This is a genomic window from Acidaminococcus sp. (assembly GCF_050873445.1).
GTDB lineage: Bacteria > Bacillota > Negativicutes > Acidaminococcales > Acidaminococcaceae > Acidaminococcus.
Window position 1 is genome coordinate 1 of the sequence record NZ_JBNMIU010000013.1, and the last position, 12,156, is coordinate 12,156.

The following is a 12,156-nucleotide window of genomic DNA, read 5'->3' on the forward strand; positions in this document are numbered from 1 at the left end:
AATCCGGTGGTGATAGCTAAGGGGATCCACCTGTTCCCATGCCGAACACAGCAGTTAAGCCCTTATACGCCGAAAGTACTCGAGTGGAAACGCTCCGGGAGGATAGGGAGCTGCCGGTTAAGCCAGGAAGAGCATCGCATTTGCGGTGCTCTTCCTTTTTGCGTCTCTGGCCTTCCTTTTTTTGCTTCCTGCCGGTATACTGTAAGCGAATAAATATGGAATAGATATAGGAGGTACGATTGCATCATGTTACCAACAAATCAGAAAACCGTCATTGACGGCATCGTAAAAGAATTTGCCGGACTGGCGGCCCACCCCCGGAAATCCGGTCATGAAAGGGCGGTCAGCGATTATCTGGTGAAACGATTGCAGGAACTGGGTGCTGTGGTCTGCCAGGATGCAGTGAACAATGTGATTGCCGATGTGCCGGCTGCAGAGGGCTGTGAGAACGTGCCTCTGACTCTGCTCCAGGGCCATATGGATATGGTCTGTGTGGCCAGGCCTGGTGTGAAGTATGATCCCTTGAGAGATCCCATCAGGCTGGTACGGGAAGGGAATGTGCTCCATGCGGATGGCACCAGCCTGGGAGCTGACGATGGTATGGCGGCTGCCATTTTTTTCTATCTGCTGCAGCAGGATTTTTCCCATGGTCCTTTGCGTCTGATTTTTACAGTGGATGAGGAAGTGAATACTACTGGCGCTGCGAATCTGGATCCCAAATGGCTGCAAGATGCTGCGTATCTGATCAACTGCGACAGCGAAGCCCTGGATACCATCGTGGTGGCTTCTGCCGGCAGCCTCCACACGGATTTCAGCCGCAAAGTGACTGTTGAAGCCAATCCTTATGACGGTGCGCTCCAGATTTCTGCCAAAGGGTTCCTGGGAGGCCATTCCGGTGAGACCATCAACAGAGGCAAGAGCAATGCCCTGAAGGCCCTGACCCAGGCTCTGGAACGGCTGAACCGGGCAGGGATTCCCTATCGGCTGGTAGAAGCAGCCGGCGGGGCAGCTGCCAATGCCATCCCCAGCGAAGCCCATGCTCTGATTGTTCTGCCGAAGGCCCAGATCGCCAATGCTGAAAAACTGGTGGCTGAGGAAGAAAAAAGCCAGAAAGTCATTTACGGAATGGTGGAAACCACATTGCAGGTTATGGCTGAGGAAGCAGCTGCTCCGGCACAGGTCTGGTCCCGGGCTGATACGGAAGCTCTGATCAATCTGCTGCTGCTGCTCCATACGGGCGTCTTTGCCATGAACCAGAACCTTTCCACCCTGCCGGACCTGTCCGCCAACCTGGCTACCCTGCAGCTGGAAAAGGATACGGTGCGGGTGGAGTATTTCCCCCGTTCTTCCTCCAATGAACGAATGGAGGAGTTTGCCCGGAACCTTCCGGTGTTCGCCCGTGTGACTGGGTTCCAGCTGCATCTGGGAGCGCCGTTCTCTGCCTGGAAGGAAAATCCGGAAAGCCATCTGCTGCCGGTGATCCGTAGGATCGATGAACAGGTACTGGGTACTTCACCCAAAGTGGAAGCCATCCATGGAGGTCTGGAAACGGGCCTTTTTTACGCTGTGGCTCCGCATCTGGATATTGTCAGCGTGGGACCGGATACCCACAACATCCACAGTGCCGACGAAAGTGTGGAGCTGGACAGCTGCGCCCGGCTGGCTGCCATCATCGCCGGGACCCTGACGGAATTGACGAAGCTTTGATACATGAAAAATTGAATGAAAAATTTTTCAAAGGGAGTGCTGTCCAGGCAGTATTCCCTTTTTCTTATACCCGTTATCACAAAAAAGCAGTTTACATTTTTGAAAAATAGCGTATACTATTACGTGATAACAGGCCAAATTTTGAATTTTCATTCTTTGAGAGGGGATGTGGAACACATGACAGGTTTACCTTTGATTTTTGCTTTTATTATTGCTATCATTGTCATGATTGTCGCAATTTCGAAATTCCGTATCCATCCTTTCCTGGCTATCCTGGCGGTTTCCGTGATTTTTGGCCTGCTCGGCGGAATCCCTCTGGTGAAGCATGGAAAGGTCCTGGGTATTGCTGATGTGGTCAGCGCCGGATTTGCCGGCACCTTTACCAGCATCGGCATCGTCATCATCATGGGGGCTTTGATCGGCACCCTGCTGGAAAAGACCGGTGCGGCCCTGAAAATGGCCGACTGCGTGGTCCGGCTGGTGGGGAAGAACAATACCAGCCTGGCAGTACTCATCATGGGCTGGATCGTTTCCATCCCCGTGTTCTGTGACAGCGGGTTCGTTATCCTGAACCCCATCCGGAAAGCATTGGTACGGCGGACCCATTGCTCGGCAGTAGCCACTGCAGTAACGATGTCCATGGGCCTGTACATTGCCCACTGCTTCATTCCGCCGACCCCCGGCCCTATTGCAGCAGCCAACACCATTTATGAAGGGATGGGCCTGGAACCCAACCTGATCCTGGTCATCGGTCTGGGCGCCGCTTCTTCCATCCTGCCCATGATTGCCGCCTACTTCTATGCCAACTACATCGGCACCAAAGTGCAATCCAAGGAAGAAAAAGCAGAAGCCACGGAACCGGCTGGAACCCAGCAGACCTATGAAGATCTGATCAAGAGCTACGGTCAGCTGCCCAGTGCGTTCATGAGCTTCGCTCCCATTGTGGTCCCCATCATCCTCATGGGCCTGTCCAGTGCCATGGCCATGGCCGGGAACCAGAGTGACATCATCAAATTCCTGGGGACTCCTATCATCGCCATCAGCGTGGGCGTCATCCTGGGCATCCTGGTATTGATGCAGAGCAATGTGGAAGACAAGATGAAGGCGTTCTACCAGATTACCGATGATACCCTGAAAGTGGTTGGCCCCATCCTGTTCATCACTGCTGCTGGCGGCGTACTGGGCAAGGTCATCGCTTCCACCAGCATGGTAGCCTTCATCAAGGCCAATTCCAACACCCTGGCCAGCCTGGGCATCTTCTTCCCGTTCCTGCTGTCGGCCATCCTGAAGACTGCACAGGGGTCTTCCACGGTGGCCATTACCACCACAGCCGGGATCATGGCACCTTTGATGGGCACTCTGGGACTGGGTACCCCCATGCTGGCAGCCATTACCGTCATTGCCATCGGCGCCGGTGCCATGACGGTATCCCATGCCAACGACTCCTATTTCTGGGTTGTCACCAACTTCGGGGATATGGAAGTACAGGATGGGTACAAGGCACAGACCCTGGGGACTCTGGTCACCGGTATCGCTGCTATGATCAATGTGTACATCCTGTATCTGATCTTTGGCTGATTCCATCCAAAGGATCAAGGGGTTGTGAAAAGCATTTTTTCACAGCCCCTTTTTGTATGGTATGAAACAATAAAACCGAAAAAAATATCCCCCATCGGTGCTATGATATATTGCCGAATGGGGGAAAATCGTTTATAATAGGGAAAGACTGCAGGTGAATATTTTTTGGTTACAGTAGTCACCTGGAATGACACCCTATTTCTTATTTTCCCACGATCCGTTTTCCCTGCGCAGGGGACCGGATACGGAGCGGTAAGATACAAGAGCAATATGCTTAGATTAAATACACGGGCATTGAGGGGCCTGTGGGTAGGAGAGGTTACGATGAGTGAATTATTACGCGTGGAAGGATTAAAAGTTGCCGTCGAAGGTAAAGAAATCCTGAAAGGCCTGGATCTGGTCATCAACAAAGGGGAGACCCATGTGATCATGGGCTCCAATGGGGCCGGCAAATCCACCCTGTTCAATACCATTATGGGCAACCCCAAATATGTAGTGACCGAAGGCCATATTTATTTTGAGGGAAAAGACATCACCCATGCACCGGTGAACGAAAGGGCCAAAGCAGGAATCTTCATGGCCTTCCAGGCTCCTATCTCCGTCCAGGGTATCTCGGTAGAAAACTTCATCCGCAATGCCAAGGGCACCATTACCGGTGAAAAACAGCGGATCATGCCCTTCCGGAGAGCCCTGCACAAGGAAATGGATGCACTGTCCATGGACAGAAGCTATGCGGAACGGTATGTCAATGACGGGTTTTCCGGCGGCGAACGGAAAAAGAACGAAATCCTGCAAATGTGCATGCTGGAACCGAAACTGACCATGCTGGATGAAATCGACTCCGGCCTGGATGTGGATGCGGTACGGATCGTATCTGAAGCCGTGAACCAGTACCATGATGAAAACAACTCCCTGCTGATCATCACCCATCACAGTGAGATCCTGCAAAAGCTGCATCCGGATGTGGTCCATGTGCTGATCAACGGCCGGATCGTGAAGACCGGGGAAGCTTCCCTGATCCAGGAAATCGAAGCCAACGGCTACGACGCTTATAAGAAATAACAGGGCGGTGAGCGATATGACGGAAGAAAAGAAAGCAGAATTCGCCCGGGAAACCCAAGCGGACGAAAAAAAGCTGCAGAGTGAACGGCAGAAGATCGACGCCCTGACCGACTTCAACAATATGTACGACTTCAAGAAGGATTCCAACCACGAATTCAAGACGAATGCCGGGCTGACTCCGGACGTGGTACGGGAGATCTCTGCCAAGAAAAATGAACCGAAATGGATGCTGGATGCCCGTCTGAAGGCCCTGGACATCTATTATCAGATGCCGTACCCGGTATGGGGGCCGGACATCAGCGGCCTGGACATGGACAACATCGTTACGTACGTACGGCCCAATGCCCGCATGAGTGCCAGCTGGGACGATCTGCCGGACGACATCAAAGATACCTTTGACCGTCTGGGGATCCCTGAAGCAGAAAAGACTTCTCTGGCCGGTGTGGGTGCCCAGTATGACTCCGAAGTGGTGTATCACAGCATCCAGGACGAACTGACCAAACAGGGTGTCATCTATACGGATTTTGATACTGCTGTAAAGAAATATGAAGACATCGTGCGGGAGCATTTCATGAAACTGATCCCGCCCACAGACCACAAATTTGCGGCCCTGCACGGGGCTGTATGGTCCGGCGGTTCTTTCGTATACGTACCGGAAGGGGTGGATGTGTCCATTCCTCTGCAGAGCTATTTCCGGCTGAATGCTCCGGGTGCCGGGCAATTTGAACATACCATGATCATCGTGGAAAAAGGAGCCAAGGTGCACTTCATCGAAGGCTGTTCCGCTCCGAAATACAACGTGGCCAACCTGCACGCCGGTGCCGTGGAACTGTTTATCGGAGACGATGCAACCCTGACCTATTCCACCATTGAAAACTGGTCCAAGAACATGTACAACATGAACACCAAACGGGCCATCGTAGGCAAGAACGGCACCATCAACTGGGTGACCGGTTCCTTCGGGTCCCATACTTCCTGCCTGTATCCCATGAGCATCCTGAACGGGGAAGGGGCCCACTGCGAATTCACGGGTGTCACCTTCGCCGGTAAGGGTCAATACCTGGATACCGGGTCCAAAGTGGTGCACAATGCTCCCCATACCACCAGCAACATCAACTCCAAGTCCATTTCCAAGGACGGCGGTGTGTGCATTTACCGGGGCAGTGTGGTGATCAACGAATGTGCCGAAGGGTCTAAATCCAATGTAAGCTGTGAATCTCTGATGCTGGATGAACAGTCCCAGTCGGATACAATCCCGGCCATCGTGATCAAGAATGACAACGTGGACCTGGGCCATGAAGCCAAAATCGGCCGGATTTCCGATGAAGCCATCTTCTATCTGATGAGCCGCGGGCTCAGTGAGGACGAGGCACGGGCCATGCTGGTCCGCGGATTCGTGGATCCTGTTTCCAAGGCCCTGCCGCTGGAATATGCCGTAGAAATGAACAATCTGATCAATCTGGAACTGAAAGGTTCCATGTAAGAGGGAGGCGGAGAACATGAGCAAAGAACAATTCAACGAACTGCCGCGTCCCACCTTCCGCTGGATGAAAGTGAACCATCTGGAGCTGGACCAGGAACCGGTACAGGAATTGAAGCCGGTGGAACTGGTCATCCGCAAAGAAGGCCAGGTGGAAGCTGAACCGTATCAAGGAAATGCCCTGCCTGATCTGGGTGATTTTCAGGGAGCCAGCAAAGAATCCCTGGAACTGGCCCTGAAGGGCGGCAATGCAAGCTGCGCCGTAACGGTTCCGGAAGGGGCAGAAGCCTCTGTCTGGATTACCTATACGGTGAGTGAAACCGTTCCCAAGCTGGTGGGTCAATTGAAAGTGACCGCCGGCAAGGGCAGCAAAGTACAGGTGTACGAGTTGTTCGACGGGGATGCGGAAAACGGCCTGGTGGATCTGCTGCAGTACGTGGACGCCGGGGAAGGCGCTCAGGTGCAGATCAGCAAGGTGCAGGTCCATGGCGACCGGGTGCGGCACATCGATGCCCGGCTCGTCCGGGAAGGAAAAGAAGCCAGTGTGAAATTCGTCAGCGCTGAAGTGGGCGGCCGACAGAATGTGGTGAATGTGGTGGCCAAACTGGATCACGATGAAGCCGAATTCGACAGTGCTTCCATGTACCTGGGCGATAAGGACCAGCTGTTCGATTATTCCTACCTGGTTCCCACCAGGGGCTGCAAGACCGGGACTAATATTCTGACCACCGGGGCTCTGATGGGCACCAGCAAGAAGTACTTCCGGGGTACGATCGACTTTCTCCGGGGCGGCAAGAAGGCCGTGGGGGATGAATCCGATGTGTGCCTGCTGTTGAATAAAGGTGTACACTCCATTTCTGTTCCGCTGCTGTTGTGCAAGGAAGATGATGTGGTGGGGAACCATGCTTCCAGTTCCGGTCAGATCGACAAGGATATGCTGTTTTATCTGATGAGCCGTGGCTTCGATGAAGCGGGTGCACAGCTGATCATCGTGGAAAGCAACATCCGGCCGGTCATCGACCGGCTGGGTGACAGTGAATTAGAAGACAAGGCCCTCCAGGCTGTACGCAGCAAGATGCAGCAGGGAAGCCGGAAAGGAAACTGATGGCTATGTTGAAGGATATTCGCAGTGATTTTCCGATTTTGAAAAAAGTCCATAATGGGCATCCGCTGGTGTATTTCGACAACGCTGCCACTACCCAGAAGCCTTATCAGGTCATCGCTGCCATGGTGGACTTCCTGGAACATCATAACGGCAATCCCCATCGGGGGGCCCATGTGCTGTCCATCGAAGCCGGCCAGGTATACGATGAGGCACGGGAAGCTGTCCGGAAATTCATCAACGCCAAACACTTCGAAGAAGTGATCTTTGTACGGAACTCCACAGAAGGCCTGAACCTGATCGCCCGCAGCTATGGGGAGACCCATCTGCATAAGGGCGACAAAGTGGTGATCCCCATTTCGGAACACCATTCCAACCTGGTGCCCTGGCAGAGAGCCTGCCAGAAGACTGGGGCTGAACTGGTCTATATGTATCTGGACGCAACCGGTCACTTTACGGACGAAGATCTGGCCAAGATCGATGAGCGGACCAAAATTGTTTCTTTTGCTGCTGTCAGCAATGTACTGGGCATGAAACGGCCGGTACGGGAAATCGTGGACCGGGCTCACAAAGTGGGAGCCATTGCCATCGTGGATGGGGCTCAGTCCGTCCCTCATATGAAAACGGATGTGCAGGCACTGGACTGCGACTTTTTCGTATTCTCCGGACACAAGATGATGGGCTCCACCGGCACCGGTGTGGTGTACGGCAAAAAGGCACTGCTGGAGGAAATGGAACCGTTCCTGCTGGGCGGCGATATGATCGAATACGTCCAGGAACAGACCACCACCTTCAACGAACTGCCCTATAAGTTTGAAGCCGGTTCCCAGAATGTGGAAGGAGCTGTGGCCCTGCATGCAGCAATCGATTATCTGGAAGCCATCGGTATGGATCATGTGGAAAAGCATGAGGAAGAGCTGACGAAGCGCTGCCTGGAAGGCATGCTGAAACTGCCTCATATCCATATCCTGGGATCTACGGATGTAACGGAAAAGACTGGGGTCATCTCCTTTACCATCGACGGGGTCCATCCCCATGATGCAGCCACCATCCTGGACAGCTACGGCATCGCCATCCGCAGCGGCCATCACTGTGCCCAGCCTCTGGGAGCTCATCTCCAGGTGGAAGCTTCCAACCGGGCCAGCTTCTATATCTACAACACCTTGGAAGAAGTGGATTACTTCCTGTCCAAGCTGCCGGAAGTCCGGAAAGTCATGGGCTTCAAAGACTGATGCAAAAGGGGAGTTTTTGATGGAAGATATGAATCAGCTGTATTCGGATATTATCCTGGAGCACAACCAGGATCAGGCCAATAAGCACGAACTGGAACCCCACAATCTGCAGGAACATGGCCACAACCCCAGCTGCGGGGATGATATCACCCTGCAGGCGGATATCCAGGGCGGCATGATCAAGGATGCGGCCTATACAGGCCATGGCTGTGCCATCAGCCAGGCTTCCACGGATATCATGATCGACCTGATCAAGGGCAAGAGCGTGAAGGAAGCCCTGCGTCTGGTGAACCTGTTCCTGGCCATGATCAAGAGGGAAGAAACCGATGACAGCAAATTGGAAGAACTGGACGACGCCATCGCTTTGAAGAACATCTCCAATATGCCGGCCCGGGTAAAATGTGCGGTCCTGGCCTGGCATACCCTGAAAGATGCCCTGGAAGAACAGGAAAAAGAATAAATTGACTGCTGAAAAGCGACTGCTACCTGGAGTGGCAGCCGCTTTTTTCTAGCTTTTTCCCGCGTCGTGTAGTATAATCTACCCATAATGTCAAGAGAGAAATATAAGGAGGATGCAGAGGAATGCATAGTTTTAGTACGGAATTTGGAGGCCGGACCCTTACCATCGAGACCGGTAAGATTGCCAAACAGGCAAATGGTGCTGTTCTGGTCCGCTACGGTGAAACCGCTGTAGTGGTTGCGGTGACGGGTACCGATACCCCCAGAGAAGGAGTGGATTTCTTCCCGCTGACCGTGGATTTTGAAGAGAAGATGTATGCAGTGGGTAAGATCCCCGGAGGGTTCCTGCGCAGAGAAGGCAGACCGGCTGAAACGGCCATTTTGACTTCCCGTCTGATCGACCGTCCCATCCGCCCCATGTTCCCGGAAGGGTATCACAACGATGTGCAGATTGTGGCTACGGCCGTGTCTGTGGATCCTGACAACGCTCCGGATATTCCGGCTATGATCGGTGCTTCCTGCGCCCTGTCCATTTCCGATATCCCCTTCGAAGGGCCCATCGCCGGTGTGCGGGTAGGCCTGATCGACGGGCAGTTCATCGTGGAACCTAGGGTGGAACAGGCCAAGGTCAGCGAACTGAACCTGGTTGTGGCCGGTACCAAGGACGCCATCCTGATGGTGGAAGCCGGCGCCAAGGAAGTTTCTGAGGATGTGATGCTGGATGCCATCTGGTTCGCCCATGGGGAAATCAAGAAACTGGTAGAATTCCAGGAAAAGATCCAGGCGGAAGTGGGCAAACCCAAAATGGAAGTCCCTCTGTATACTCCGCCTGCGGAACTGGTGGCTGAAATCAAGGAATACGGCGAAGAAAAGCTGCGGGCTGCCCTGATGGATGCGGACAAACTGCATCGGGACAAGAACGTACAGCTGGTGAAGGAAGACATTGCCGCTCATTTTGCTGAAAAATATCCTGACAATGAAGTGGATGTAGCTTATATCACCCAAAAGCTGATCAAGGCTGTGGTACGGCATACCATTTCCGTGGATAAGATCCGTCCGGACGGCCGTGCCCTGGACGAAGTTCGGCCGATCAGCTGCGAAGTGGGCATGCTGGCCCGGCCCCATGGCTGCAGCCTGTTTACCCGTGGCCAGACTCAGGTGCTGAACTGCCTGGCCCTGGCTCCCCTGCGGGAAGCCCAGACTCTGGACGGTCTGGTGGAACAGACCAAACGCTACATCCATCATTATAACTTCCCGCCTTACTGCGTGGGCGAGACAAAGCCTCTGCGCAGCCCGGGCCGCCGGGAAATCGGCCATGGCGCCCTGGCTGAACGGGCTCTGCTGCCGGTGATCCCCAGCGAAGAAGAATTCCCGTATACCATCCGTCTGGTTTCCGAAGTCCTGGAATCCAATGGTTCTTCTTCCATGGCCAGCACCTGTGCCAGCACCCTGTCCCTGATGGATGCCGGTGTGCCCATCAAGGCTCCGGTTTCCGGCGTGGCCATGGGCCTGGTGAAAGAAGGGGAACACTATACTATCCTGACCGATATCCAGGGGCTGGAAGACGCACTGGGTGATATGGACTTCAAGGTAGCTGGTACTGCCAAGGGCATCACTGCCATGCAGATGGATATCAAAGTGGACGGGCTGACCAAGGACATCCTGCATGATGCCCTGCAGCAGGCTAAGAAGGGCCGTGCCTTCATCCTGGGCAAGATGCTGGAATGCATCCCTGAACCCCGGAAGCAGCTGAAGAAGTACGCTCCCAAGATCACCACCATCAAAGTGAACCCGGACAAGATCAAAGACATCATCGGACCTGGGGGCAAGGTGATCAAGAAAATCGTGGAAGATACCGGTGCCCAGATCGATATCAATGATGATGGCACTGTTTACATCGCTGCCGCCAACAGTGAATCTGCCGATGCAGCAATCAAGACCATCAAGGATATTACTGCGGAACCGGAAGTAGGCAAGATCTACACAGGCAAGGTGACCCGGATCATGAACTTCGGGGCTTTCGTAGAATTCATGCCTGGCCGGGAAGGCCTGGTCCATATTTCTCAACTGGCCAAGGAACGGGTGGCCAAAGTGGAAGACGTGGTCAATGTGGGCGATGAAATCGTGGTCAAACTGGTGGAAATCGACTCCAAAGGCCGTTTGAACCTGTCCCGGAAGGCATGCCTGAAATAACATATGTCAGTGGCTGGAGAAATCCGGCACTGCTGGTTCTCATGGAAAGGAGCTGTGAAAGATGTGTTTCACAGCTCCTTTTTCATGCTACAATAAAGACAATATCAGATAAAGTGAGGTACTTCCCGATGGGATTCTTTTTTAGAAAAACGAAAGTACAACTGATGGCACCGGTAACTGGAAGCCTGATTCCGCTGGAACAGGTAAAGGACCAAGCCTTTGCCCAGAAAATGCTGGGGGATGGAGTGGCCTTCCTGCCGGAAAAGGGGGAACTGGTGGCTCCCTGTGACGGGGTGGTCAGTTATGTGCCGGATACGGCCCATGCCATTGCGCTGACAGAAGGGCATGGACTGGAAATCCTGCTCCACATCGGCCTCAATACGGTGGAACAGCAGGGACGGGGTTTCCAGGCCCGGGTGAAGACCGGGGACAGGGTGAAAGCCGGGCAGGTGCTGCTGAATTTCGATCTGGAAGCCTTGAAAGCCAGGGGCTGTGACCTTTCTACGCCTTTGGTCATCACCAACGGAGACAAGGTAGCTAAGCTGGAAAAAGGTGCCCAGGGGCCGGTTGCTGCCGGCAAGGATATGGGTCTTACAGTGACTCTGAACTGACGTCAGGAGGGAAAATCATGCACGTGAATGGCAGTGGCGGCAGCTTCATCGAGAACAATTACAACCTGGCGCCGGCGGTGGCCTGGGAACTGGGACTGCAGGTGTGCCGGGAGATGAAAGTGGATGTGGAAAAGCAGGATGATGCCGGGATGCTGCTGAACGGGTCCCTGCTTACGGGAGAAAAAAGTTTCCTGTTCGGCAGGCCCAAGCGGAAGGAAATCGTCTTTGCGGTACAGCCTCTGAAGGATGGCTGCACGGTGATCGTGGACATCCACAAGAAACGGATCGAAGTGTATAGCCTGAAACCCCAGAATCGGGAAACGGATCAGTTCGTGGCTCTGTTCGAGGAAAAAGTCCAGGCGTACCTGGAGCAGCGGAATTGTCCCAAGTGCAGGGCCGTGCTGCCGAAAAATGCGGTATTCTGTCCATTCTGCGGGGCGAAGGTGTAAAAAAAAGCTGTAAAGGAATGGAAATCCATTTCTTCACAGCTTTTTCTATCCGTAACCTATAAGCTTAGATGGCGCGGGTTACCTTGCCGGAACGTAAGCAGCGAGTGCACACGTTGATGCTCTTCACTTCACCGTCTACCACCGCTTTAACCTTTTGAACGTTAGGTTTCCAAGAACGTTTTACATGTCTATTGGAATGGCTGACGTTGTTACCGGACAGCTCACCTTTGTTGCAGATTTCACAGATGCATGCCATGGTCCCACCTCCTTCAAGTTATAAGGC

Annotated in this window: 11 protein-coding genes and 1 rRNA gene; 11 read left to right on the forward strand and 1 reads right to left on the reverse strand. The window is 53.5% G+C overall.

Annotated elements, in window-relative coordinates:
- Positions 1-2: 2 nt before the first annotated feature.
- The 11 genes from rrf (at position 3) to ACR0QW_RS03665 (ending at position 11,873) form a co-directional block, all read left to right on the forward strand.
- Positions 3-119: ribosomal RNA gene (gene rrf / locus ACR0QW_RS03615) — 5S ribosomal RNA — on the forward strand.
- A gap of 127 nt (positions 120-246) precedes the next feature.
- Positions 247-1,707: a beta-Ala-His dipeptidase gene (gene pepD, locus ACR0QW_RS03620; RefSeq protein WP_432642360.1), complete on the forward strand. Its 1,461-nt coding sequence runs from the start codon at positions 247-249 to the stop codon at positions 1,705-1,707.
- A 177-nt stretch (positions 1,708-1,884) separates the two neighbouring features.
- Positions 1,885-3,285 carry a GntP family permease gene (locus ACR0QW_RS03625; protein WP_432642361.1) on the forward strand — a complete coding sequence of 467 codons (1,401 nt, stop codon included), beginning with the start codon at positions 1,885-1,887 and terminating at the stop codon, positions 3,283-3,285.
- A 324-nt stretch (positions 3,286-3,609) separates the two neighbouring features.
- Positions 3,610-4,347 carry a Fe-S cluster assembly ATPase SufC gene (sufC, locus tag ACR0QW_RS03630; protein ID WP_432642362.1) on the forward strand — a complete coding sequence of 246 codons (738 nt, stop codon included), beginning with the start codon at positions 3,610-3,612 and terminating at the stop codon, positions 4,345-4,347.
- A gap of 121 nt (positions 4,348-4,468) precedes the next feature.
- Positions 4,469-5,830, forward strand: coding sequence for a Fe-S cluster assembly protein SufB (sufB, locus tag ACR0QW_RS03635; RefSeq protein WP_432642396.1), 1,362 nt, complete (start codon positions 4,469-4,471; stop codon positions 5,828-5,830).
- 16 nt (positions 5,831-5,846) lie between these two features.
- On the forward strand, positions 5,847-6,932 hold the full coding sequence (locus tag ACR0QW_RS03640; RefSeq protein ID WP_432642363.1) for a SufB/SufD family protein: 1,086 nt from the start codon (positions 5,847-5,849) through the stop codon (positions 6,930-6,932).
- Positions 6,932-8,161: an aminotransferase class V-fold PLP-dependent enzyme gene (locus tag ACR0QW_RS03645; protein WP_432642364.1), complete on the forward strand. Its 1,230-nt coding sequence runs from the start codon at positions 6,932-6,934 to the stop codon at positions 8,159-8,161. Before ACR0QW_RS03640 ends, ACR0QW_RS03645 begins: the two co-directional genes overlap by 1 nt.
- 19 nt (positions 8,162-8,180) lie before the next feature.
- Entirely contained in the window at positions 8,181-8,621 is a 441-nt protein-coding gene (sufU, locus tag ACR0QW_RS03650) for a Fe-S cluster assembly sulfur transfer protein SufU (RefSeq protein WP_432642365.1), read from the forward strand.
- Positions 8,622-8,743: 122 nt separating this feature from the next.
- Positions 8,744-10,813 (forward strand): polyribonucleotide nucleotidyltransferase, encoded by a 2,070-nt coding sequence (pnp, locus tag ACR0QW_RS03655; protein WP_432642366.1) that lies wholly within the window; start codon positions 8,744-8,746, stop codon positions 10,811-10,813.
- A 164-nt stretch (positions 10,814-10,977) separates the two neighbouring features.
- Positions 10,978-11,424: a PTS sugar transporter subunit IIA gene (locus ACR0QW_RS03660; protein WP_432642367.1), complete on the forward strand. Its 447-nt coding sequence runs from the start codon at positions 10,978-10,980 to the stop codon at positions 11,422-11,424.
- Positions 11,425-11,441: 17 nt separating this feature from the next.
- The gene (locus tag ACR0QW_RS03665; RefSeq protein WP_432642368.1) at positions 11,442-11,873 is read left to right on the forward strand and encodes a zinc-ribbon domain-containing protein; all 432 of its coding nucleotides are present in this window, start codon (positions 11,442-11,444) and stop codon (positions 11,871-11,873) included.
- Between the two features lie 64 nt (positions 11,874-11,937).
- On the opposite strand, the gene rpmB is transcribed toward ACR0QW_RS03665, so the two are convergent.
- Positions 11,938-12,129, reverse strand: a complete 192-nt coding sequence (gene rpmB, locus ACR0QW_RS03670) for a 50S ribosomal protein L28 (RefSeq protein ID WP_012937850.1) — start codon at positions 12,127-12,129, stop codon at positions 11,938-11,940.
- Between the last annotated feature and the right edge of the window lie 27 nt (positions 12,130-12,156).

Coding starts and splice junctions, on each gene's coding strand:
- pepD (WP_432642360.1), top strand. CDS start 247: ATGTTACCAACAAATCAGAAAACCGTCATTGACGGCATCGTAAAAGAA.
- ACR0QW_RS03625 (WP_432642361.1), top strand. CDS start 1,885: ATGACAGGTTTACCTTTGATTTTTGCTTTTATTATTGCTATCATTGTC.
- sufC (WP_432642362.1), top strand. CDS start 3,610: ATGAGTGAATTATTACGCGTGGAAGGATTAAAAGTTGCCGTCGAAGGT.
- sufB (WP_432642396.1), top strand. CDS start 4,469: ATGTACGACTTCAAGAAGGATTCCAACCACGAATTCAAGACGAATGCC.
- ACR0QW_RS03640 (WP_432642363.1), top strand. CDS start 5,847: ATGAGCAAAGAACAATTCAACGAACTGCCGCGTCCCACCTTCCGCTGG.
- ACR0QW_RS03645 (WP_432642364.1), top strand. CDS start 6,932: ATGGCTATGTTGAAGGATATTCGCAGTGATTTTCCGATTTTGAAAAAA.
- sufU (WP_432642365.1), top strand. CDS start 8,181: ATGGAAGATATGAATCAGCTGTATTCGGATATTATCCTGGAGCACAAC.
- pnp (WP_432642366.1), top strand. CDS start 8,744: ATGCATAGTTTTAGTACGGAATTTGGAGGCCGGACCCTTACCATCGAG.
- ACR0QW_RS03660 (WP_432642367.1), top strand. CDS start 10,978: ATGGCACCGGTAACTGGAAGCCTGATTCCGCTGGAACAGGTAAAGGAC.
- ACR0QW_RS03665 (WP_432642368.1), top strand. CDS start 11,442: ATGCACGTGAATGGCAGTGGCGGCAGCTTCATCGAGAACAATTACAAC.
- rpmB (WP_012937850.1), bottom strand. CDS start 12,129: ATGGCATGCATCTGTGAAATCTGCAACAAAGGTGAGCTGTCCGGTAAC.